This window comes from Reichenbachiella sp. (genome assembly GCF_965233835.1).
GTDB lineage: Bacteria > Bacteroidota > Bacteroidia > Cytophagales > Cyclobacteriaceae > Reichenbachiella.
Genome location: NZ_OZ247585.1, coordinates 75,768 through 100,582, shown reverse-complemented (window position 1 = coordinate 100,582; position 24,815 = coordinate 75,768). Strand labels below are relative to the sequence as shown.

The window sequence follows — 24,815 nt, the reverse complement described above, 5'->3', positions numbered from 1 at the left end:
AGTCATGCTGCGATATATTTTTTTGGTAGCATTGACTTTAGAGTCAATGCATGTGGCATTTGCTCAATCCAGTCGACCGCCTGTTAAGGGAAAAGTGTTTGAATTGGGTGAAAATGGAGATGAAATTCCACTCGTTGGTGCCAATATTTATTGGTTAGGTACAACAAAGGGTGCTCCTACTGACGCCGATGGGAAGTTTAATTTGGACCGTGTTTCTGGTACTGATCAGTTAGTGGCAAGTTATATTGGTTATCAGAATGATACTTTGAGAGCATCTGATAATCAGGAGCTTTCGATTCAACTGCTTCCCGATGTGACGCTGGATGAAGTGGAGGTAGAGTACAGACAAAAAACGGTGCAGATAGATTATCTGAACCCTTTGAAGTCTGAGCTCATTAGTGAAAAGGAACTGCTGAAAGCGGCTTGTTGTAACCTTAGTGAAAGCTTTGAAACGAATCCGAGTGTGGATGTATCTTTTACCGATGCAGTGACTGGAACTCGTCAAATTCAAATGTTGGGATTGGCTGGGCCATACACTCAAATAACCAGAGAGAACATGCCTGATGTGCGCGGTCTATCTGCTATCTATGGTATGGTGTATATTCCAGGTACTTGGATCGAAAGTATTCAGCTCAATAAAGGGGCTGGCTCTGTGGTAAACGGTTATGAAAGCGTGGCAGGTCAAATCAATGTGGAACTACGAAAACCCGAAAAGAGCGATAAGCTATATGCGAATCTGTATGCTAATGAAGGTGGTCGGTTCGAAGCAAATCTGAATTGGAGTCAAATGGTTGGCGAAAATTGGTCTACGGCTGTTTTGCTGCATACAAAGGCTAATGCCATTGAGCGAGATAGAAACAAAGATGGTTTTTTGGATAATCCTTTAAGTCAGCATTTCATTGGACTTAATCGCTGGAAGTATATTGGCGAGAATGGACTCATGATGCAATTTGGCGTGAAGGGCACCTATATTGATAATCTTGGCGGGCAAGTTGATTTTGACCCAGACCGGGATAGAGGTACCACGAACTATTGGGGGATGAACCTTTTGACAAAACGCTACGAAGCGTGGACCAAGATTGGGGAAGTGTATATCGAACAACCCTGGAAGTCTGTAGGGCTACAAATTTCTGGTGTTTATCACGATCAGGACTCCTATTTTGGGTTGAATGAATATGATGCTGATCAACAGAGTTTCTATGGAAATTTCATTTATCAGAGTATGATTGGCAATACAGATCATCAGTTTAAAACTGGTGCAAGTATTCAGTATGACCGATATGATGAAGTACTGAATACCAATGACTACGGCAGAACAGAAGTGGTGCCGGGAGCATATTTTGAGTACAGCTATTCTTTTCTTGATAAATTCAATGCCATGGCTGGTTTTAGAGTAGATCATCACAATTTGTATGGTACTTTTATGACACCCAGAGTGCATTTGAGATACGCTTTGACAGACCAGACGGTGCTGCGCGCTTCTGTGGGTAGAGGCCAGCGAACGGCTAGTGTTTTGGCGGAGAATATTGGTGTTTTTGCCTCGTCGAGACAGATTTTGGTGCAAGGTGATGGAAGTGATAAGCCCTATGGTTTGGATGCCGAAGTGGCGTGGAATTTTGGTATTAATTTGACCCAAGAGTTTAGGTTAGATTATCGAGATGGTAGCTTCAGTGTAGAATACTATCGTACCAATTTCGAAAATCAGATCGTAGTGGATTTGGATCAGAGTCCGCAGCAAGTAGCTTTTTATAATCTGAACGGCGAGTCATATTCCAATAGCTTTCAGACACAGGTGGACTATGAAATCCTGAAGTTTGTTGACATGAGAATCGGCTATCGTTGGTTTGATGTGAATACGACTTATGGGGATGTCACACTGCAGAAGCCACTGGTTTCGGCTCATCGGGCTTTCTTGAACCTTGGCTATGAAACTCGCTCAGATTGGAAGTTTGATTATACATTCAACTGGCAGGGAGAGAAACGAATCCCGTATACTGGTAGTAATCCGTCGGATTACCAGCTACAGCAAAAATCCCCGGATTTTTATCTGATGAATGTTCAAGTGACTAAAAGTTGGAGTGAACGTTTCGAAGTTTATGTGGGTGTAGAAAATTTGCTCAATTACAGGCAAGAGAATCCTATATTAGCAAGTGAAGATCCATTTGGTGATTATTTCGATAGCTCATTGGTATGGGGTCCGATTTTTGGCCGAAACACTTATGCCGGTTTGAGATACAGAATAAAGTAAGTGAAGAATAAATGGTAGAAAGTTAAAAGTAGAAAGTCTTGACACTTTTAACTTTCTACTTTTAACTTTTAACAACCAACTTGAAACCAACGCCATGATAGTTTTCGATATCTACATTTTCATCAAACTTGAGATATTTCCTCAGCTTTGAAATGAATACATCCAAGCTTCTTCCTTTGAAATAATCATCATCGCCCCATAGTGCAATCAACAACTCTTCTCGCTTGACCAGAGTATCTATACGGTCTGAAAGAAATTGTAAGATTTCAGCTTCGCGTCGAGTGAGTTTTTGTGTCTGATCTCCAATCGAAAGAGCGAAACTATTTAAGTCAAACGAATAGCTTCCAAGTGATCGTACAGCAGATTCATCAGTTGCAGACCCCATTCTTCTCAAAAAGACCTCAATTCTATACGTGAGTTCTTCCATGGAGAAAGGTTTTGTCATATAGTCATCTCCTCCAAGTTTAAAACCTTCCAGCTTGTCTTCCTGCATGCCTTTCGCAGTTAAGAAAATGATAGGAGTTACTTTGCTGCGTTGTCTGATTTTTCCAGCTAAAGTGAAACCATCCATTTTTGGCAACATGACGTCTAAAATACAAAGGTCAAATGTCCTGCTGTCGAAGTCATTTAAGCCAGCTTCACCATCTTTACTCAATTGGACCGCATAGCCCTTGTTTTCCAAATTGTCTTTAATGACAAAACCCAAACTTTCGTCGTCCTCTACTAAAAGTATGTTTCTTTTCATATTCGGGGAAGGTCTAAAGTGAATGTGGAGCCGGAGGTTAAGCTTTCCAATGTAATCCTTCCTCCATGCGCCTCAACAATCATTTTCACGTAATACAGGCCTAAGCCAAAACCCTTGACATTGTGGACGTTGCCTGTGGGTACCCGGTAGAATTTTTTGAATATCAACTCTTGCTCTTTTGGGTCAATGCCTTTGCCATTATCCTGAATAGTTATGGTCAAAGTATCTTCTTTGGAAACGGTTGAGATATTTATTTGAGGAGCGTTTTCGTTGTATTTAATGGCATTGTCCAATAGGTTATAAATGATGTTGGTAAGATGAACTTTGTCCGCTGAAATTGTTGTGTCGCTAGCCCTTTCGGAAAAAGTAATTTGCCCTCCATTAGTTAAGTTTAATTGGGCACTTTGGATGGACTGCTCTATCAATTCATTCAGATTGAACTCTTGCTTGGTCAAACTGATTGTTTCTTTCTCCACTGTAGCCATTTGCAAAACTCTATCTACCTGGTTTTGTAGTCTTGTGGCTTCTTTTTTTATGATTTGTGCATACTGAGATAGTCTTTCTGGTTGACTGGCAATTTCGTCGGATTGGAGTACATCGGACGAAAGTGCAATCGTAGAAATAGGCGTTTTAAATTCGTGTGTCATGTTATTGATAAAATCCTTTTGTATTTCAGATAGTTTTTTTTGCCTGAATATGGCCATTAGGGTATATCCGAAAAACACAACCACGACGAGTAGAACGATAGATGAAAACCCCCAAATCCACATTTCTCCAGCTAGTGTAGAGGTTTTGTTAGGGAAGTAGACACCGAAGTAATAGGCGTCTTTGTTAAGCAAGGGAAAAGTAGAAGAAGCGGGAGCCGATTGAGTATTTTCTTTCAAATTGATATACCTGCCGTAGACCATTTCGCGATTCGTGCAGTCGAATACACCATACTCAAAACTTTCAGCGATCTCTCTTTTTTGAAACTCACTTTTCAATATTGCTTCTAAAAGTTCAGGTGCGATTTTGTTGTTGAGGTTGACAATGAAATAATTAGAAGAAAGCTGTTCAATGGGGTCTGGCAATATTTCGTTTTGATTGATCTCACAGAGTGTGCTGGTGACGTTGAGCAATGCCAGATTTACATTGTGCTCAAACTGTTTGTTGCTCAAATCAAATGCCTTACCCACCCAGAAGATCTGAATGAAAAGTATGCCGCCAATAGAAATGGCAGCAAGAAATACCACAAGTCTAAATGTTTTTCTATTCATGACGATTTACCTAGCCAAAGGACTTCATTCTAACTTAAAAATATCTTGATTCTGTTGGCTTTAACATTACATTAACAATTGATAGGAATCTATTAACAATGCTTTTTACATCCATACTTCACCTTTGGAGGGTAATTTTTTTAAACTTAAACAATAATACTATGAAAAAGTATCTTGCATTTTTGACGTTAGCGGTGGCAATCGCTTCTTTTAATTTCACTACAATTGAAAGTGATCGAGTAGGGGCTGTGATGTCCTGGAGTTTAACTGAGTATGATTTTGGTCAGATTGAAATGAACAAGCCTGTAACTGCAGATTTTAGGTTTCAAAATTCCGGAGCTACCCCGCTGGTAATCATATCAGCTCAGGGCTCTTGTGGATGTACTGTGGCTGAGTACACCAAAGGAGAAATCTTACCTGGTGAGTATGGAGAAGTATCTGCCACATATAATGCAGCCAAAGTAGGAGCATTCAACAAAACCGTAACCGTGAATGCCAATACGGGTAATGGGCCAATGACCTTGCACATTAAAGGAGAAGTAATCAATTAAATTTAGTCAGAAGAGGCTGTCTTAAGAAAACTGAAACTACCAAAACCTGTCATTCAGAGGCTTTGGAAGTAGGGTGCGAAGGAAAAGTCGTAGGCAACTCCTTATTGGAAGCCGCTAACGCCCTTTTGTTGGTGCACGACCCGAAGAAAGGGATCTGGAGTGACGGAGAGAGGGTTTTGGATGAATATTGCATCAAACACATGTACCCTGCCTCATCCGTCCAAAGTACCTATCGGATCCAATGACGAACTTTTTTTGAGGCAGCCTCTAACACAACGATCAACTGGTGAGGCCTAATACCTGCAGGTTGAACCTGTAGTTCGCATATTTTCTGCTCTCAATCTATCATTTATCGACTTGTCTTAAGCCTAATTGACCAAACGCCAAACCTGCTTTTTAGCTGATTACTGGCTGGCCAAGTGGTTTTTTGAATTGAATGATACTTACTATTTTAGTCTTTCACTATTAGAAAGTATGGCAAAGTTGAGAGTATTGGTGGCAGAGGACAATTATGTTCACGCCGCTCGATTGGAAATGATTTTGGAAGAGAGAGGTTATCACCATTTGGGGACTTATTCTAACGCCGAAGAGTTGCTAAGAGTCTTTCATGCCACAAAGCCAGATTTGGTATTGCTTGATATTGAGTTAGATAGTAATGAAAGTGGTATTGATGTGGCTGAGAAAATCAACCATGTACATCCAACTCCTGTAATTTTCACTACAGCTAGAGATGACAAAGTTACGATGGATAGAGCCACTCAAACAGAACCATACGCTTATTTGATAAAGCCCATCGAGTCATCTGGGCTGCAAGCTGCTATAGAGCTGGCCATCTACAAATTTGGTAAAGATCAAGAAAAAGGAGCAAGCCAAGAGCCCTTCACTGGATGGTCGGAGGATCTTTTGGTTCGTGACAGTTTTTTTGTTAAGGCGGCTGGAAAACTCGAAAAAGTGGTGAGTAGCGAGGTGCTTTGGGTGGAGTTAGCAGAAGAAAGATATTGCCAGGTTGTAACTATTAAAAGAGGATATCATATCCGAACATCAATGAATAGTTTAAGCAGCAAACTGGATTCGGCCAGATTTGTGAGAATACACAGAAAATACATCGTTAATGCGGATAAGGTAGATAGTATTGATGAAGTTGACTTCACAGTGGAGGTAGGAGCTAAATCTCTACCGCTTGGTAGCACTTATAAGTCGGGTTTATTGAAAAGGTTAAAAATGCTGTAATGATGTTTTTTAGTTCGTACAGTATCCATATTGTAAAGTTACCATCTTTACCAATCTTGACTCGCTTTTTTGTTGCTACTGCTATTGTACTCTCTGTTTCATTGAGCCACCACGAGTTACGAAGTCAGTCAAAGGAGGAGGTACAGGCTTTGAGTGTTGAGGTCTGGAGCCAAATAAAAAGTAATGAGCCTTTGGATGGCAAAATTGCCTATTTGAATACGCGTACCCCTGAATTACCTGTAATTTTCAAATACCTGAATTTGAATCTGACCAGGCAAGATTCTCTCTTTGAAACATTTGCCGAATTCGCATCAAAAATCTCCAATATGTCTCCCAAAACTAGCTTTCTAATAAGTGAAAGACTTTTGGGCTTGGCTACAATGAACAATGATACTTTTCAGATGGCTGAAGCCTATTTTTCTATGGGATCATCGGCAAGAGACCTTGGCAATTACCAGGATGCCCTCCTTTTTATGCACAAGAACCTTGAGCTGACGGATGAAACATCAAATCCACACATGTACGCAAAGACTTTGAACGGTGTAGCTTCTATTTACGATGACCTAGGAGAATTTACGAGAGCTATAGAGTATCACGAAGAAAGCCTATCGATAGCAGAAAGTATTGACGACCAATCCTTGATTGCTACGGGTTTGCTAAATATCGCAACTCCATATTTGGAATTGGGAGATATGGAAAAGGTAATTCACTACCTTGAAAAAGCCCGCTTAAAAGCCATTGCCGTTGGTTATAAAAGGCTGGAAGCCTATGCCGAGGGTAATTTGGCTTATGTTTATATGTCACTGGGTCAGCCTGAGAAGGGTATTGAATATCAATCTCGTGGATTAAAAATAGAGCAAGAGATGAATGATAAATTAGCCATGATAGATTCGCACGGTGTGCTGGCCTTATGCTATGGCCAATTGGAAAGCAAGCAAAAGGTACGGTATCATATGGATAAGTCCTTATCACTTTCTCTGGAATTGAATGCCGCTGAAAAGTTGATGGACGTGTATAAATATAGTGCCGAAGTCTATCACGATTTAGGAGAATATAAAATGGCTTATGACAATGCGTGGCTATATCATGAGCTGTACGATAGCCTGCAAAGCATAGAAAAAAATAGCCAAGTGGCTGAAATACGAGAAAAGTATGAGACCGAAAAAAAGGAGGTCGAAATAGTCAACTTACAAAGAGACAACCAATTGGTTGCATTGGAACTGGACAAAGAAAAAAGTCAAAAAACAATGTTCATTATTATAGCCGTTCTTTTTTTGGCCATTATTATCTCAATCGGGCTGTTTTTTCTCCAGGCGAGAAAGCAGAAAAACGAAATTGAAAAACGAAACGAGTTAATCACAGGGATTAATAAAAAACTGAGTCAGTCTCAGGATGCTTTACTGGAGTCCAACGAGATGAAGGATAAGTTTTTTGCATTGATAGCTCATGACCTGCGCGGGCCGATTACTTCTTTTCAAGGTATTGGAGCAATGATTCAATACGTAATGAAGAAAGGGAAACATGACGAAGTAGAAAAACTAATTCAAGCAGTAGATGAATCAGCTAATGGTGTGAATTTGCTCTTGGACAATTTACTAAAATGGTCGATGTCTCAAACAAATGACCTTTCTTTTCATCCTGAACCATTGAATCTGAAGCCACTGATCGAAGATATTGTTTCGATTTACCGTCCCAGCTACGAGGCTAAGAATATTCAATTGACCTATGAAGTCGCAGAATCCTTCTTAGTATTTGCAGATCAAAATATGGTTAGTACGGTATTAAGAAACATTGTAGGCAATGCGATTAAGTTTACTCGCAAAGGAGGTGCCATCTGTTGCCAAGCCATTGAGAATGGTGATCATGCCTCGATCAACGTTATTGACAATGGAGTGGGTATTGCTGAAAGTAAGCTTGAAGAAATACGGGAGAGCAAGTACGGCGAGAGTACTGCCGGTACTGAAGGTGAAAAAGGAACAGGACTTGGTCTCGTGCTTTGCAATGACTTTGCGAGGAAAAATGGAGGAAGGCTTACCATCCAATCTCCAACCAAAGGAGGCACTGTGGTAACTTTTACGTTGCCTATCTGCAAAAAAGAAGCGACTTTGACAGACGCGAGCTAGTTTGCTGTTAAACACAGTAAATATCAGTTTTGATCTGCTTGGGAATTAAATTTATGAAGCAAGTTTGACCATTCACGAATGATTTTAATGAGTTTGTGTAGGTTGGGGCAAAGGTCTATGTCTGTTAACCACAGTTTTATGGTGGAATTTTAAAAAAATACTGCCATGAAACACAAAACACAAACCAATGAAAGGGTCTCAATTATTGGCCAAAAGGAGCTATTCTTAATACTGACCTGTTTTATTTTTCACACCAGCTTGGCGCTGGCTACAAACCCACCTGTAATTGCACTGGGTACCACTACTAGCGTAGATGAGGATGGAAGCGGTTATTCGCTTCCGGCAACCTCTTTCTCAGATGCTGACGATGACGGAATGAATACGGCAAGATATTTAGTTGATATATCTGTGGATAATGGCCAACTGGCATTTGGTTCTGCTGGAGGGCTATCCTTTGCTATTGGAGGATCGGGCTATGATTCACAGAAGCAATTCGATGGGGTCAGAGGAGCAATCAACAATGCACTGGCCAACTTGCTATATACGCCCGCTGCCAACTTCAGCGGAACGGCCAACATCACGATTACCATCGATGACAATGAGTCGGGAGGAGGGCTTACTGATACTGAAGTCTATTCTATTACTGTGAATGAGGTCAACGATGCCCCGGTTATTACTTATTCGGGATCAGCTTCAATGGACGAGGATCAAACCAATGGCCTGATTCCCACTATTTCAGTAAGTGATCCGGACATTGGAGCCAGCAACTTGAGAGTAACTATGACGGCGAACGACGGTGTTATTTCTACAGGCGCAAATGGAGGACTCAGTTTTATCACCGGCGATGGTTTTAACGATGCAACCATAGTATATACTGGTGCGCTGGCTTCCGTCAGTACGAATCTGACCAGTGTCGTGTTTACGCCAGACTCGGATTTTTATGGAACAGCTAGTATCACCGTTACCATAGACGACAATGAAAGTGGAGGAGGACTTACAGACTCTGAGGTGATAAGTATTATGGTAAACGCAGTGAACGACGCGCCTGTGATTACATTACCTGCTACCACCGATGTGGACGAAGACTCTTCTGATAATGATCTGTCAGGAATAACGATTTCCGATGTTGAAAGTTCATCATTGCGCATGAATATTTCGGCTGAATCCGGGAAGATACATTTTACCTCTTCGGGAGGGGTGGTTTTTGTTGAAGGTTCCTACATTTTTGAAAAATCAAAAATTGTTAGTGGCGTGACAGGAGCACTTCAAAATGCTTTGAGTAACATGATATATACGCCCGACCCAGATTTTTCAGGTACGGAAAATATTACAATTACTATTGATGATGATGCAAACGGAGGGGGGCTAACCGATACGGAAGTTTATTCTTTTACGGTGAACGCCATTAATGACGCACCAGTACTCTCTGCTGTAGGGAATAAAATCATAGGTGAGCAAGAGGAGTTGAATTTTACAGTCATCACAACGGATGTAGACCTTCCAGCCAATACATTAACCTATAGTTTGGATGCTACCTCATCGGTCACTGGGATGACGATTGATGGTTCAACGGGTGAGTTTAGTTGGACCCCATCCGAAGCTCAGGATGGAGACCATACCGTCACTATATTTGTGAGTGATGGAAGTCTTTCTGATGAAGAGATAATAACCATCTCGGTCTCTGAAGTAAATGTAGCTCCGGTGCTAGCAATCACAGGCAGCAAAACTGTAGATGAAGAGACTGCATTGACCTTCACTGTTTCATCTACCGATAGCGACCTTCCAGCCAATACACTAACCTATAGTTTGGATGCTACCTCATTGGCCGCTGGGATGGCGATTGACGATTTAACAGGTGTGTTTAGTTGGACCCCATCAGAAGTTCAGAGTGGATTACATAAGGTAACGGTGGTTGTCAGCGACGGAAATTTGACAGACGAAGAAGAAATCACACTGATGGTGACAGAAGTGAATCAAGCGCCTACTCTAACCACAATTGGCAACAAAAGCATAAATGTGGGAGAAGAACTGAGCTTTACTGCTTCAGCTGCAGATGCCGATCTACCAGCCAATACATTAAGTTATAGTTTGGCTGCAGCCTCCATAGATTTGGGAATGACTATAGAGGGAACCAGTGGTGTTTTCAAATGGACTCCAGACGCAAAACACACAGGAACTCATAAGGTCGTCGTATCTGTTTCGGATGGGGAAGTCAGTGACACAGAGGAAATTGATATAACCGTAAATGCTATTACTTCAGTAGCTGGAGAAGTGGCTAACGAAATAGTTCTATATCCAAATCCAGTAGTTAACGACCTCAACATAGCTCTAGAAGCAGGACGTGCAAACCTAATAAACGTACAAATAATTGAGATAGGAGGTAGGATAATCTTGGAACAGCAATTCACTGAACAACAACTAAAAATTAATACGACATCTATAGAACCAGGGACTTACATCTTAAGAATGCACATAGGCGGAAAGGCGATAGTAAAGAAATTTGTCAAAATCTAATAAGTCACAACAACGCTATTAGTATCTCATGGCAGAGATATGGCCTGTGGATTCCGCAGGCCTTTTTTGGTTCAACTGTTTGGGTGGAATCTTGACAAGACTAATTTCTTGATTAAATTGAACATCCAGACAATAGCAAAAAAAAAGGGATGTGAGTATAATTCACATCCCTTTTTTCAATTTCCTAGAAACTAATCGTTTTCTACTGTCTCAGTTTCTTTGTTACCACAATAAGTACACTTGTACTTTTGAGTTGTGTATTTGCCTTCATCTTCTTCACTTTCCAGTCTTAGCGTTCTGAATTTACAGCTAGGGCAAAGTTTGTTAGGGTTACCCACGTATTTTTCAATGACGGTGACTTTGGTATCCTCATCCAACCATACGTCATAATCAAAGTGATTCAGCTCTTCTTCATGAATCATTTCCTTGGTCAAATATGCATCTTCTTCTTCTTCATTGAGTAGTCTCATAGGTTTTCCACTAGGAGCTTTTCTCTCTTTAAATCGGATTTTTGCCAACTTATCTTCAAGAATAGACGGGTAATAAATTCTCAGGTAACTATTGATTGCAGAACCTACCAAAAAGGCAAAGCCAAGTGGCAAAATGAGCTTCATTCCTAAGGCTATTGAGTTTGTCAAATCTCGATCCTTAATGAGAATAGCTGAGATAAAAATGGCACCAGCTGCTACAAGACCTAAAGCTGCAGTCCAAAGTACATTGATCTCATTCTTGGCTCTGAAACGATATTTGGTAGATCGTCCAGAAATTACCTGTATTACACCGTAGTAAAATAGATAACCAATTAGTGATCCGCTAACGAGAATAATTGCTATAAATTCAGCGAGATATTGAGCATAGTGCAACATCTCTACTAAAGACGCATCGGGTTGATTCATAATATTCTTTTAAAAGTATAAATATTCACATTTTAAAGATAAGAAAAAAAATAGGACTTGGACTCAACTATTAAAAAATATGAAGGCTCTTATGCGTTGACCTTCGCCAAGGCCTCTTCTATATAGTTAAACGTTGATAATACCTCTGCCTTGCCATCGATAAAAGCCACATCGTGCTCAAAATGAGCAGATGGCTGCTTATCTGCTGTAATAATGGTCCAACCATCTGACAGCTGCTTAACATTCTTGGTGCCCATATTAATCATTGGCTCTATAGCTATGACCAATCCATCTCTAAATAAAGGCCCTCGCCCTCTCTTTCCAAAATTGGGCACTTCTGGGGATTCATGCATTTCTCGTCCTAAACCATGCCCAACGAGCTCACGAACTACACCATAACCGTTTTTTTCGGCATGCTGCTGTATGGCATAACTCAAGTCACCCATACGATTGCCTTTTTTGACCTGTGCAATTCCTAGATCAAGACATTCTTTTGTAACCTCCAGTAGCTTTTTAGTTTTAGGATCTACTTCTCCTACTTCAAATGTATAGGCATGATCCCCATAGAATCCATTCATCTTCGCCCCTATATCTACACCTACTACGTCACCGTCTTCAAGCGGTCTGTCTGTAGGAATACCATGCACGACCTGCTCATTTACAGAGGTGATAATAGTATTTGGATAATCATATAGACCTAAAAAACCAGGTTCTGCTCCCTGATCCCGAATAAACTCTTCTGCCAAAGCATCTAGTTGTAATGGAGTAACACCTGGCTGAATCTTGGATGCCATTAATCCGAGTGTTTTGGATACAATCAGTGCACTTTGTCTAATAAGCTCTATTTCTTCTCTGGTCTTATATTTTATCATGTGGATCTCTAAATAATGGAGTGCAAAAGTATAGGAATAAAATAAAAAACCCGTCTCGATTATGTCGAGACGGGTTTCATTGTCTTTTTGGAGTAGGTTTCTTAGATCACACCCTCAAGCACTTGCTTGATTGGTACTCTCTTGCCATCCTTGAAAGCTACAATCCATGCGTCTTTCACTCCCATTTCTCTTAAATACTTTTTGAAAGTATCTGCTTCCCAGTAGTCCTTGAACATACCAATAGTGTACTTCATTACACCATCTTTTTCATCCAATTGGAAAGACGGGTTGCTTTGTGAGAACTTGGACAAATCCTTCTTTTTAAACGCTCCAATTTGAACTTTAAATAGAACGCCTTTAGTACTCACGGCTGTTTGAGCTCCTACAGAAGAAGCATCGTCGCTACTAGGAGCAGCCTTAGCTTTCTTTTTTGCGTCGGCCAATTCTCTTCTCAAACTAGATACTTGATCTTGATAGTCGGCGATTTGATCGTCTTTTTCTTTGATGCGATCATCTACGCCAGCCACTTCTTTTTTCAAGCTGCTCAGCTGTCCTTTTAGAGACTTGTTTTCCTCCAAAAGTGCTTTGTATTGCTCTGGGCTAAGTGCTTTAATTCTTTTTTTCCACTCTTTCTTTTCTTGTTTCGACATTTGTGCATTCGCCGTCTGGGCGAATCCCACGAACATCAAAAGGGAAAAAATTGCTAGTATATTCTTCATGGTTTTATGATTTAATCCTACTTATAATGACTAATGTACAAAAAAATTAATCTAAATATATGCCAATTTAGTCAATAATTGTACTTTTTCAAGTTTTTGAAATGGTTGATTATTTTTTCAAACTACCTACCATATCTGCAGGAACGACCCATTCATCAAACTGTTCATTGGTCAATAGCTCTAATTCAAGTGCTGCTTCACGGAGTGTTTTTCCTTCTTTATGTGCTTTTTTAGCAATTTTAGCCGCATTTTCATACCCAATATGTGTATTCAAGGCAGTTACAAGCATTAGTGACTTTTCAAGCTTTTCTTCAATCACAGGGTGATTTGGTTCAATACCAACTGCACAGTTGTCGTTGAAAGATTCACAAGCATCTCCTATTAGTCTGGCTGAATTGAGCAAATTATAGATCATCATTGGCTTGAAGACATTCAATTCAAAGTGACCAGTCATTCCACCAGCCGAGATTGCTACGTCGTTTCCAATCACTTGGGCACAAACCATAGTTAAAGCCTCACATTGTGTAGGGTTTACTTTTCCTGGCATGATAGAAGAGCCTGGTTCGTTTTCTGGAATGGTGATTTCACCAATGCCACTTCTTGGTCCTGAGGAAAGCATTCTGATGTCATTTCCTATTTTCATTAAGCTTACTGCCAGCTGTTTCAATGCCCCACTTGATTCTACAATGGCATCATGAGCAGCCAGTGCTTCAAATTTGTTTTCAGCAGTAACTAGTGGCAATCCAGCATGACCAGCTATTTTCTCGGCCACCAATTCTGAATACCCTTCTGGTGTATTCAATCCCGTTCCTACCGCCGTACCTCCAAGCGCTAATTCAGACAAATGAGGCAGTGTGTTTTTCAACGCTTTTAATCCAAAGTTTAACTGGGCTACGTAGCCCGAAAATTCATGACCCAAAGTCAATGGCGTAGCATCCATGAAGTGGGTTCTTCCAATTTTTACAACATCCTTGAAGGCTTCTACTTTTTTAGCCAAAGTATCTCTTAGCTTCTCTACTTTAGGAATAGTTGTTTCTACCAACATTTTATAGCCTGCAATGTGCATGGCAGTTGGGAAGGTATCGTTCGATGATTGCGATTTGTTCACGTCATCGTTGGGGTGAATGGCTTTTTTGTCGTCAGTTAAAGTTCCTCCATTGATTACATGTGCTCGGTTGGCAATGACTTCATTAGAATTCATGTTGGACTGAGTGCCTGAGCCAGTTTGCCAAACCACCAAAGGAAATTGGTCGTCGAGTTTACCAGCTAAAATTTCATCACAAACCTGACCAATCAAGTCAGACTTACTTTTATCCATCACTCCCAACGCTGTGTTGGTCTCGGCGGCAGATTTTTTTAAGATGGCAAATGCTCGGATAATTTCCATTGGCATTTTCATGTGTTCGCCACCAATCTTAAAGTTCATCAGTGAACGTTGGGTTTGTGCACCCCAGTATTTTTCAGCAGGGACTTTTACTTCCCCCATGGTATCTTTTTCGATTCTATATTCCATAATATATGATTTGCAATGCTCAAACAAAGATAGTACGCTTTGTGAGTCTTTAATAGGTTTCTTTAGTTAGTAATTTTGGAAATGTAGTGCCAAAGTACTACGCCGATAGTGACCGATATATTTAATGAATGCTTAGTACCAAACTGAGGAATTTCAAGGCATTTATCCGAAGCTGATACTACTTCTTGTTCGACGCCAAAAACTTCATTTCCGAAAATAAATGCATACTTGCCTTCTTTGCTTGGATGAAATTCATTGAGCATCAAACTTCCTTCTGCTTGTTCTACTGCTAATATTTCCCAGTTTTCACCTTTTAGTTCTTGGATAGCTTCGAGGGTATTTCCCACATGCTCCCATTCTACCGTTTCTGTGGCTCCTAGTGCCGTTTTATTAATATCTCGATGTGGAGGTTGTCCTGTAATGCCACATAGGTATATTTTTTTGATATTAAAAGCATCAGAAGTCCGGAATGCCGAGCCCACATTATTCAAACTGCGAATATTATCGAGGATTAGAATGACATCATTTTTCTTTATGTCTTTGTATTCCTCAATGGAGTGACGATTTAATTCTTCATTCTTTAATTTTCGCATGGAACTAAGAGCATTTTGTTCTTCTGGTTGCAAATAAAAATGATTCGTAGAATTTCTGCTTGGTGAACTGCCAATACTTTCCACGACTTATTAAATTCGTGGTTTGATCTGAAAGTAAAATGGCTACCGCAAAGAAAGAAACTCCTTTAATGAAACAGTACAATGCTATCAAGGCGAAACACCCTGATGCGCTATTGTTATTTCGAGTAGGAGATTTCTATGAGACCTTTGGAGAGGATGCGGTGAAGGCCAGCAAAATCTTGGATATTGTGCTCACCAAACGAGCGAATGGATCCGCATCTCATATTGAGTTGGCTGGATTCCCGCATCATTCGCTGGACACTTATTTGCCTAAGTTGGTAAGAGCAGGTAATCGGGTAGCGATCTGCGATCAGCTAGAAGACCCAAAATCTGTCAAAGGCATTGTGAAAAGAGGGGTTACCGAATTGGTAACACCAGGTTTAACGCTCAATGACAATGTACTTGATCAAAAGAAAAACAACTACCTGGCGTCTATTGCTTTTGGTAAGGATACACACGGCATAGCTTTTCTTGACCTAAGTACTGGAGAATTTATGGTGTCGGCTGGTGATTTGTCTTACATAGATAAGGTCATTCAGGGATTCAATCCTTCAGAGGTTATTTACTGCAAAAAGAACAAAGAGCAGTTTGCCGCGCAGTTTGGAGAAGACTTCAATACGTTTTGTTTGGAGGAGTGGATCTATGGATTTGACTTTGGTTACGAAAAGTTGAATTCACATTTTAGTACTAAAAACTTAAAAGGATTTGGTATAGAAGATTCTAAGGAAGGTATCTGTGCTGCAGGTGCCATTCTGTTTTATTTAGAAGAAACTGAACATAAGGAAATCAGTCACATTTCATCAGTATCCAGAATAGATACCGATAAGTATGTGTGGCTGGATAAATTCACGATTAGAAATCTTGAATTGGTGTATGCTCAGCAGGCTGATGGCGTGCCTCTACTCCATGTGCTCGATGATACCCATACCCCAATGGGTGCACGGCTACTCAAGAACTGGATGGTGCTACCACTAAAAGAAAAAGCAGAGATAGAAGCCCGGCTTAATGTGGTGGAGGCGTTGATTACCGATTCGGAAACTACAGATGAGGTGCTGAGTCATTTGCAGCAAATAGGAGATGTGGAGAGATTGGTGTCCAAAGTGGCGGCCTTGCGTATCAATCCACGAGAATTGCTTCATCTAAAGAAGGCTCTGAAAAATATTGCACCAATTAAGGAAATTCTTGAAAGCACCTCAGATGAACATCTCAAGAAATTTGGCGACAAGCTAAATCCGTGTGCTCAATTGATTGAAAAAATTGACCTGAATCTGAAGGAAGAATTGCCACTCAATGCTACGCAAGGCAATATTATCCAGGATGGAATTGACCCGGAGTTGGACGAATTACGAAAGATTGCCTTTTCTGGTAAAGACTTTTTACTCCAGATTCAAGAAAGAGAAAAGGAACGCACAGGCATTTCGTCATTGAAAATTGCTTATAATAAGGTGTTTGGCTATTACCTGGAAGTTTCCAATGCACACAAGGACAAGGTGCCTGAAGAGTGGATTAGAAAACAGACCTTAGTCAATGCTGAAAGATACATCACTGAAGAGCTCAAAACTTACGAGGAGAAAATTCTTAATGCAGAAGAAAAATTGAGTAGCATAGAACTTCGGCTATTCAACGAATTGGTGGCTTATACATCTGACTACGTTTCGGAGATTCAAAACAATGCTCGTAATATAGCGCAGATCGATTGCTTGGTATCTTTTGCGAAAGTAGCAATCAAACAAAATTATTGTCGGCCATCGGTGAACGATGAAAGGGCTATTGATATCAAAGAAGGTCGTCACCCAGTCATTGAAACGCAATTACCAGCTGGAGAAGAATACATTTCCAATTCTGTTTTTTTGGATGATATATCTCAGCAGATCATGATCATCACTGGCCCAAATATGGCGGGTAAATCGGCTTTACTTCGTCAGACAGCCTTGATTGTGTTGATGGCTCAGATGGGAGCTTATGTGCCTGCAGCCTATGCCAAAATCGGAATTATTGATAAAGTTTTCACAAGAGTTGGCGCTTCAGATAATTTATCAAAAGGTGAATCGACCTTCATGGTCGAAATGACCGAAACGGCGAGTATTCTCAACAACCTGAGCGAAAATAGTCTGGTGCTCATGGACGAAATTGGGCGAGGTACAAGTACTTATGATGGGGTGTCTATTGCCTGGTCGATTGTGGAGCATTTGCATAATCATCCTAAGTGCCATGCCAAGACGATGTTTGCTACACACTATCATGAGTTGAATCAGATTGCAGAGGACTTTCCTAGGGTCAAAAACTTTAATGTTTCTGTGAAAGAGCTGGACAATAGGGTCATTTTTATGCGTAAGCTAAAAGAAGGAGGTAGCGAGCATAGTTTTGGTATTCATGTAGCTCAAATGGCTGGTATGCCTAACGAGGTAGTTATTCGCTCTAATGAAATCCTTCAACATTTGGAGAAGGACAAAATTAAGGAGCAGCATGAGGAGAAGATCGAGTCTTTACCGAAAAACAATTTTCAGTTAAGCATGTTCGAAAGTGACCCGCATTTTGAAGAGGTGCTAGGACTTTTGAACAAACTGGATGTCAACACAATCTCACCGGTAGAAGCATTACTCAAGCTGAATGAGATTAAAACAATCTTGAAGGGAAAGGGCTAATTTTATCTTGGAAGTCTGAAATTCAGGGGCAAGGCCATTTTAACCCTGACTGCTTTGCCATCTATTTTACCAGGGTTCCACTTTGTAGAGTTGGCAATTAATCGAAGAGCTTCCTTGTCGCAATCTCCGTTCAAACTCTTAAGTATTTTTGCGCTTGAAATACTGCCATCTTTTTCAATCACATATTCAACAAACACTCGGCCTTCTACGCCGGCTGCTTTTGCCGCATCGGGATATTGCATCTCAGATTGGATGTATTTGAAAAAAGCGGACATACCACCCGGGTAGGTTGGCTGTTCATCGGCTAGAGAATATATCTTATCTCCGTCCTGTGCATAGGTCTGGGTAAAAGTTAAACTTAGAAGAATGGCAAGTGTGACTAGTCTCATGTCAAATAAAATTTTTCGTAGGGCAAAATTAACACGAAACTGCCACTTTATATTCTAAGGTGATTAATTGAATGTTACTTTCAATTCAATTCAGAAACTCGGGAACCCTCTCTCTGCTATAATAAGGTCACTCAACCTATCTCCCGTATTCTCAAAAAAGAATTTCGCATTATCATGCAATTATTTCTTAAAATAAATCAATTTATTTAACCGATTTACCGCGTAAGAGTTTTAGGATTCACTGAATGAAGTTAAATTAGCGGATTAATCTTTACATCTATCCCTCATCACTGTAATGAAACAGCTCGCTCACCTTATACTTCTTCTATTTTTTTTGACACCAACCTTTGGTATTAGTGCTCAGAATCCAGAGGATCCTGCAACCGATCATAAGGCTTTTAAAAAAGGTGCTCGTCTTTTCAAAAATGGAAATTATGTCAAGGCTGAAGAACAGTTTCAGATTTTATTGGACTCTGGCTATCGCGACCATGATTTGATTGCTTATCAAGCGCAGGTACATCTTGAGTTGCATGAACCACACGCTGCCAAAGATGTGCTTTTGTTGGCCGAGGATAGAACTCAAGACCTTGATTACTTATTGGCTATTTCGCATTACTATTTGGAAGAATTTGAAGAAGCATTTGTAGAACTTTCATTTGTAACTGACACGGCTACTTACCATGTGAAAGAAATGCATGATAGGATAGAAGATGTGATGCATCACTATCATGACGCTCAGGGTTATGTGGTGCAGAATTTTGGACCAGAGGTGAATACTAAATTTAGAGAATATGCACCCGTTATGTACGATGGGTTTAGTGAGTTGCTTTTTACTAGCCGTAATGATTCGAGTGAGTATACTGCACACGATGGACTAGCTTTCGAAGCGATTCACGATACTAGAATTGATAGTTTGAATAAATGGCACGTAGCCGATCCATTCGAATTTCATACCAATCATGAGCAAAGACATGATGCTACCGTTCAAGTTTACCAAAATCATAACAAACTGATCACTTTTCACGATGGTCAATTGTTCAAATCTCATAGGGTTGGTAATGTTTGGGAGGAAGATGGTGCGTTAGAGTTACATGCAGATGAAGTAGCTACTGATACTCACTGCCACATAGCAGATGATGAAAGCAGCATTATATTCGCTTCAGATTTTCATACCTACGGGCACAACCTTGACTTGTTTACGGCTTATAAACTAGAAGATGGCAGCTGGAGTGAACCAGAGCCAATTGCCGAACTGAATACTGACTTTGACGAAGACTCTCCTTTCTTGGCAGACGACAGTACCTTGTATTTTAGCTCGAGAGGACATGGTTCTTTGGGAGGATACGATGTTTTCAAGACCACTTACGATAAAAAGGCAAAAAAATGGTCTAAACCGATCAATTTGGATTACCCAATAAACACCGTAGCGGAAGATATTTATTTTTCAACCTATGGGAAAGTGGGCTTCATTAGCTCAACTAGAAACGGAGGCTATGGGTCTCTGGATTTGTATAGAATATTGTTATTCAACGAAATACTGATCGGCGGAACTATCACAGATGAAAAGACCAAAGAACCGGTGCCAAATGCAGCTGTCGAAATCGCTTATGATTCGTTGTATTTCAGGACATACACTGATGAAAATGGTAAATATGAAATTTATGCACCAGTAAATAAGAATATGAAAATCACTGTTGTTGATGGTGATAGACAATTGTCTCAAGGCGAATATTTCCTAGATGTATTTTTTAGAGAGGAAGACAATTTAGGATTCGATCTGGAAATTCCAAGTGATGGAGCGGTAGCATCAGCAGCTGCCGGGCCTCAACTTATTCATGTAGAAATGAAGAATGATTTTGAGAAAAAACCATATATCAAGTCTGTGGCTAAGGATCAAATTTCAGACTGGTCGGATAGTTTGAAAAATCATTATGAAAAAGTAAGAATAGAGCATGCACCTCCAGGCCCAGGCACTGTAACTGTCTACTTAGAATTTAACAGTTCAGAACTCAGTTCGTCGGTCAAAGAAGTATTGGATGAATTATATAAAGACCTACTCAAGACGGGACGATATAAGATAGAAGTCAGTGGACACACAGACCCTAAAGGGCCGATGGCTTACAATCAGAAATTATCAGAGCGAAGAGCCAAGGTAGTAGCTGATTATATGTTTGATCATGGATACGACGCCAATCGCGCGAAAGTAGTAGGTTACGGAGAGACCAAACTTATAGACAAAACCAATTCTGCAGAAGCAGATGCAAAAAACAGACGTGTAGAGATCAGATACTATTAATCGAAAAATCTGTCCAATAGATGACTTTTTTGATTACTCGCTCCTTTTTAAAATTCACTCTTTCTCGATTTTCTGGAGTGTATAGTAGTTAATAGAAACATTGTGATAGCCTGCACCGGAAGGCAATTGAGAGATGTTTCTTTATATACTATCTATCGGTCTGTAGAGGACTGATTTGGGTGCTTACTATCTGCTAAAGCACAGGCTCAATCTTGTTATTTTCAGGTTCATTCTCTTTTATGACAGATATATTCTAAAATCAAACATCTTTACAGTTGATGAAATTCCGTTGGCGACTCATATTGTACTTTGGTTTTGCAGGTGTTGTGGCTTCTGTTGTGCTCACACTTCTTCGAATGATTGAGTCTGATTTTGCTTTTGACTTCTTCACTATCTGTGGTAATTTTTTACTCAATGCTTTGTCTGCTTACGTTCTCACAGTGCTTGTGTCGGTTGTAGTCATGCATACTTTGATTAAAATCAATCGTGTTTTTCCATGGAGAAAAAATGCCGTAGCAAGATTTTGTGCGGATGTTATAATTACGCCACTGGTAGCTATGCTTACGATGCTACCTTTGGCTTATTTGACCTATTATATCGGTTTGGATTATGTATATCCCGATTTAAAAAAACACATCACCAATGAGTTGATGACCGCTCTGGTAGTGGATTTGATTTTGGTAGGAATTTATGAAGGGTATTTCTTTTTTACGCTTTGGAGAAAATCTCTAATTAGAAATGAGCAATTGGAGAAAGAGAATATGACTGCTAGATACGAGGCACTCAAAAATCAGATCAACCCACATTTCCTGTTTAATAGTTTGAATACAGCTTCGGCGTTGATTCATGAAGATCCAAATCGGGCAGAAGAGTTTATTGATGAGTTTTCAAAAATCTATCGCTTTTTATTAGAACATCAAGGCAAAAATCTTCATTTATTAAAGGATGAGTTGACTTTTGTTCGTTCATTTTTGTCTCTTCAAGAGATCAGATTTGGAAAAAACTTACGATCGACAATAGAAGTGGAGGAATACAAACTAAAACATTTGATACCTACCCTTTCATTGCAACTGTTAGTTGAAAATGCTATTAAACACAATCAAGTGACTGCTGAAAAACCGTTGAGCATAATAATCAAAGACGAAGACGATATGATTGTCGTGAAAAATACCTTGCAACCCAGATCAGAAAGTCTCAAATCCACTGGTATTGGGCTAAATAACCTAAACGCCAGGTATGAAATGCTGGCAAGTCTAAAGCCCGTTTTTCTTGAGACTGGAAAAGAGTATGTGGCAAAGCTCCCATTGATCAAAGAGGAATAGTATGACACAGGTAATCATAGTCGAAGACGAACCCCTAGCAGCTCAGAAGCTCAGCAGGCAGCTCAAAAATATTGATACAGAAATTGAAATTCTAGCTACGCTGGGTTCTGTATCGACAACGGTAGAATTCCTATCTTCACGTGCAGTAGACCTTATCTTTTTGGACATTCATCTCGGGGATGATTTGAGCTTTAGCATTTTTGAAAAGATGCAAGTTTCGGCTCCTGTCATATTTACCACTGCCTACGATCAGTATGCAATCAAAGCATTCAAGGTAAACAGTATAGACTATTTGCTCAAACCTGTAAATAAGACTGACCTCAAACAGGCAATAACCAAGTTTTATGAGCAAAGGAAGCTCCAACAGCCGTCAGTTGATTATCAGTCATTGATTCAAACTCTTCGATCAAGAGCAGTAGAATCTTATCAAAGTAGGTTTTTGGTATACAAAGGAGATAAGGTAAAAAGTATTGAAGTGGATACGATAGCTTATTTCTTTGCTGAGGGAAAGTATGTATACTTAGTGGATAAAAATGGACAAGAATTTCTTGTAGACTACACGTTAGATAAGTTGAAAACGTGTTTGGACCCGAAGCTCTTTTTCAGAATCAATCGCCAGTTTGTTATCCATATTCAGGCCATCCAAGAGATGACTACCTATACCAAAGGAAGACTTAAAATTAACCTAAACCCGCCTGCTAAAAAGGATGCAATTGTGAGTATAGAACGAGCTTCTGCTTTCAAGACCTGGTTGAATAAATAAATTTCACCTACTTATTTCCTGTTTCACTCCTTGAATTTCCGGGTTCGTCGGCTAGAGGTTTGTAGAGATGAAAGAGTTGATTCTCTTAGTATGGTAAATACTATCAAGATGAATCAAAAACAAAAAATAAATTCAGAACAAAAGGCTGAAAAAAGCAACACAACTCAAACTAAACAAGAGGCTAAAATATCAGACCTTGATATAAAAAAAATGTCAATGGTCATGCAATTAGTTTGTTGGTGATTATAATTCTTCATCCTCTAAAATTTTGTTAACCTTAGTAATCACGCTGTCCAAGTCAAGGGCGGAAATGTAGATTTTTTCTATAATCTCCTCTTGTTCTTCTGGAGTCATTCCCTGGATTTTGGAGACATTAATTAGGCCCAATAGATTAGATAAGGGAGCACGTACCTCATGCGAATTAGAAAAAGCGTAATCTCTGAGCTTTTTGTTCTGGGATTCTATTTTTTTTGTGCGTTCTCTAACTAACACTTCAAGGGATTCGTTCATGTTTTTCATTTCCCCATTTACCTGCTCTAGTTCTTTGGCCTGTCTGGCAATTTGTTCTTTTTGACTGGTAATCTCGTCGTTCATTTTTCTAAGCAACTTGATTGTTTTCTGCTTCTTAAGGTTAAATCGATACCAGAAAAAGGCAGTCAATAAGGCAAAGATCAAACAAACAACCAGTGCAAATTGAATGGCATTTTGTCGCGCAATCTTAAGGTTAGAGGCTTGCAGTTCGTTGGCTCTAAGTTGGTTTTCTTTTAGGAGTAACTGATTTTCCTGCTCAATTTGAGTGAGTCTGTGTTTCGCTTCTAGTTGAGTCACATACTCGATTTTTTGACGATTATACAAACTGTCCTTATATGCCATGTAGGTGACAGCTTGCTTGTATGCATTTTTAGTGTCACCTGCGTCAGCATAGATTTTATGAAGGGTTTCGGCTGTCTGGACCGCCTCTGGAATTTGACCAATCTCTGTAGCAATTTCAAGTGATTTGTTAGCAAGTCTTATGGCAATTTCAGAATGGCCCATCAGAATATTACAGTTAGCCATATCTCGCAGTACCTTGGCCATACCACGTTGATAATCAATTTCCATATAAAGTTTATAGGCATTGTCCAGTTTGGCAAGAGCAGGTTTGTATTGCCCTTTTTTGTAAAGAATGACTCCAAGAAAATTGTCATTCACGGCTACACCTTTAATATCTTTTAGCTTGACAAATTGATCTCTCGCCTTTTGAAAATGCTCTTGTGCTTCATTCATCAGGCCGAGCGTCAATTTGAGTTCTCCAATATTTTCAAATGCATTAGCTACTCCCCATTGTTGCTCATTCAAGAGATCCAACTCTAGCCCCTTTAGAAAATACGATTCAGCAGATTCGTAATCCTTCAAGTTAGATTTTACCAAGCCAATGTTGGTATGAGTGAGTCCAATAAGCGGGTCACCATTTTGTTTTGTTAGCTCGATAGATTTTAATAGATGAACCATAGCACTATCATATTCTCCAATCAGTGCCATAAAAACTCCCAGATTATTGAGTACTTGTCCTTTCAGAAGCAAATCTTCTTGGTCGTCAGCTATGCGGTTAGCTTTAGCGAAATAATTCAGGGCTTCAGGAAAATCTCCTAACTCCAGATATACCCAGCCGATGTTTTTGTACACCATCCCCACTTTGCTTGAGTCTGACAAGGCTCGAAACAATTCTAAAGAACTTCCAAACTGTCTTAGAGATTCTGTATAAAGTCCTTTATTGTGTTTGATCAGTCCATCAATCCGAAAATATTCTGCCTGACCAGCAACATGTTTAATATCCTGGCTAATTACGAGAGCCTGTTCCGTAAAATAGGTGGCACTATCTGGATCAGACCTATAATACTTCAAGCCCATTAGGTTATATGCATCGGCTTTTTTTTCTAAAGATGTGGAGGTTTGTATAATGTTCTTCAAGCTATCTATACGAATCTGCTGTGAATAGCTCAGATCTAAACACCCAATTTGGATAAGAAATAATAAACCAGCCTTTAGAATTTTGCTCATATTGAAAATTACTCTTTCC

Annotated in this window: 19 protein-coding genes; 10 read left to right on the top strand and 9 right to left on the bottom strand. The window is 39.9% G+C overall.

Going from position 1 to position 24,815, the window contains the following annotated elements; genetic code table 11:
* Positions 1 to 4 precede the first annotated feature (4 nt).
* Positions 5 to 2,248: a TonB-dependent receptor gene (locus tag ACO6S2_RS00435; RefSeq protein ID WP_422360546.1), complete on the top strand. Its 2,244-nt coding sequence runs from the start codon at positions 5 to 7 to the stop codon at positions 2,246 to 2,248.
* 61 nt (positions 2,249 to 2,309) lie between these two features.
* On the opposite strand, the gene ACO6S2_RS00430 is transcribed toward ACO6S2_RS00435, so the two are convergent.
* Positions 2,310 to 2,993, bottom strand: coding sequence for a response regulator transcription factor (locus ACO6S2_RS00430; protein ID WP_422360545.1), 684 nt, complete (start codon positions 2,991 to 2,993; stop codon positions 2,310 to 2,312).
* Positions 2,990 to 4,249 carry a sensor histidine kinase gene (locus ACO6S2_RS00425; protein WP_422360544.1) on the bottom strand — a complete coding sequence of 420 codons (1,260 nt, stop codon included), beginning with the start codon at positions 4,247 to 4,249 and terminating at the stop codon, positions 2,990 to 2,992. Before ACO6S2_RS00425 ends, ACO6S2_RS00430 begins: the two co-directional genes overlap by 4 nt.
* Before the next feature lie 161 nt (positions 4,250 to 4,410).
* Between ACO6S2_RS00425 and ACO6S2_RS00420 the strand changes: the two genes are divergently transcribed.
* From ACO6S2_RS00420 to ACO6S2_RS00405, 4 genes are all read left to right on the top strand, one after another.
* Positions 4,411 to 4,800 carry a DUF1573 domain-containing protein gene (locus tag ACO6S2_RS00420; protein ID WP_422360543.1) on the top strand — a complete coding sequence of 130 codons (390 nt, stop codon included), beginning with the start codon at positions 4,411 to 4,413 and terminating at the stop codon, positions 4,798 to 4,800.
* A gap of 474 nt (positions 4,801 to 5,274) precedes the next feature.
* Entirely contained in the window at positions 5,275 to 6,030 is a 756-nt protein-coding gene (locus tag ACO6S2_RS00415; protein ID WP_422360542.1) for a LytR/AlgR family response regulator transcription factor, read from the top strand.
* Positions 6,030 to 8,153 (top strand): tetratricopeptide repeat-containing sensor histidine kinase, encoded by a 2,124-nt coding sequence (locus ACO6S2_RS00410; RefSeq protein ID WP_422360541.1) that lies wholly within the window; start codon positions 6,030 to 6,032, stop codon positions 8,151 to 8,153. Before ACO6S2_RS00415 ends, ACO6S2_RS00410 begins: the two co-directional genes overlap by 1 nt.
* 165 nt (positions 8,154 to 8,318) lie before the next feature.
* The gene (locus ACO6S2_RS00405; RefSeq protein WP_422360540.1) at positions 8,319 to 10,667 is read left to right on the top strand and encodes a tandem-95 repeat protein; all 2,349 of its coding nucleotides are present in this window, start codon (positions 8,319 to 8,321) and stop codon (positions 10,665 to 10,667) included.
* A gap of 191 nt (positions 10,668 to 10,858) precedes the next feature.
* Here the strand turns inward: ACO6S2_RS00405 and ACO6S2_RS00400 are convergent, their stop codons facing one another.
* The 5 genes from ACO6S2_RS00400 to ACO6S2_RS00380 all read right to left on the bottom strand — a co-directional run bounded on the left by ACO6S2_RS00400 (position 10,859) and on the right by ACO6S2_RS00380 (position 15,260).
* Entirely contained in the window at positions 10,859 to 11,563 is a 705-nt protein-coding gene (locus ACO6S2_RS00400; RefSeq protein ID WP_422360539.1) for a hypothetical protein, read from the bottom strand.
* A gap of 89 nt (positions 11,564 to 11,652) precedes the next feature.
* Positions 11,653 to 12,435 (bottom strand): type I methionyl aminopeptidase, encoded by a 783-nt coding sequence (gene map, locus ACO6S2_RS00395; protein ID WP_422360538.1) that lies wholly within the window; start codon positions 12,433 to 12,435, stop codon positions 11,653 to 11,655.
* A gap of 101 nt (positions 12,436 to 12,536) precedes the next feature.
* Positions 12,537 to 13,154, bottom strand: a complete 618-nt coding sequence (locus ACO6S2_RS00390) for an Ezrin/radixin/moesin family protein (protein ID WP_422360537.1) — start codon at positions 13,152 to 13,154, stop codon at positions 12,537 to 12,539.
* Between the two features lie 109 nt (positions 13,155 to 13,263).
* Positions 13,264 to 14,667 (bottom strand): class II fumarate hydratase, encoded by a 1,404-nt coding sequence (fumC, locus tag ACO6S2_RS00385; RefSeq protein ID WP_422360536.1) that lies wholly within the window; start codon positions 14,665 to 14,667, stop codon positions 13,264 to 13,266.
* Between the two features lie 62 nt (positions 14,668 to 14,729).
* Entirely contained in the window at positions 14,730 to 15,260 is a 531-nt protein-coding gene (locus tag ACO6S2_RS00380; RefSeq protein WP_422360535.1) for an RNA methyltransferase, read from the bottom strand.
* 119 nt (positions 15,261 to 15,379) lie between these two features.
* On the opposite strand from ACO6S2_RS00380, the gene mutS reads away from it, so the two are divergent.
* Positions 15,380 to 17,986 carry a DNA mismatch repair protein MutS gene (gene mutS / locus ACO6S2_RS00375; RefSeq protein WP_422360534.1) on the top strand — a complete coding sequence of 869 codons (2,607 nt, stop codon included), beginning with the start codon at positions 15,380 to 15,382 and terminating at the stop codon, positions 17,984 to 17,986.
* A gap of 2 nt (positions 17,987 to 17,988) precedes the next feature.
* On the opposite strand, the gene ACO6S2_RS00370 is transcribed toward mutS, so the two are convergent.
* On the bottom strand, positions 17,989 to 18,375 hold the full coding sequence (locus ACO6S2_RS00370; protein WP_422360533.1) for an energy transducer TonB: 387 nt from the start codon (positions 18,373 to 18,375) through the stop codon (positions 17,989 to 17,991).
* Positions 18,376 to 18,709: 334 nt separating this feature from the next.
* On the opposite strand from ACO6S2_RS00370, the gene ACO6S2_RS00365 reads away from it, so the two are divergent.
* From ACO6S2_RS00365 to ACO6S2_RS00350, 4 genes are all read left to right on the top strand, one after another.
* On the top strand, positions 18,710 to 20,671 hold the full coding sequence (locus ACO6S2_RS00365) for an OmpA family protein (protein WP_422360532.1): 1,962 nt from the start codon (positions 18,710 to 18,712) through the stop codon (positions 20,669 to 20,671).
* A 278-nt stretch (positions 20,672 to 20,949) separates the two neighbouring features.
* A complete protein-coding gene (locus ACO6S2_RS00360; RefSeq protein WP_422360531.1) occupies positions 20,950 to 21,993 on the top strand; it encodes a sensor histidine kinase in 1,044 nt (347 codons plus the stop codon).
* Position 21,994: 1 nt separating this feature from the next.
* The gene (locus ACO6S2_RS00355) at positions 21,995 to 22,756 is read left to right on the top strand and encodes a LytR/AlgR family response regulator transcription factor (RefSeq protein WP_422360530.1); all 762 of its coding nucleotides are present in this window, start codon (positions 21,995 to 21,997) and stop codon (positions 22,754 to 22,756) included.
* A gap of 108 nt (positions 22,757 to 22,864) precedes the next feature.
* Positions 22,865 to 22,999 (top strand): hypothetical protein, encoded by a 135-nt coding sequence (locus tag ACO6S2_RS00350; RefSeq protein ID WP_422360529.1) that lies wholly within the window; start codon positions 22,865 to 22,867, stop codon positions 22,997 to 22,999.
* Here the strand turns inward: ACO6S2_RS00350 and ACO6S2_RS00345 are convergent, their stop codons facing one another.
* The gene (locus tag ACO6S2_RS00345) at positions 23,000 to 24,796 is read right to left on the bottom strand and encodes a tetratricopeptide repeat protein (protein WP_422360528.1); all 1,797 of its coding nucleotides are present in this window, start codon (positions 24,794 to 24,796) and stop codon (positions 23,000 to 23,002) included.
* Positions 24,797 to 24,815 lie beyond the last annotated feature (19 nt).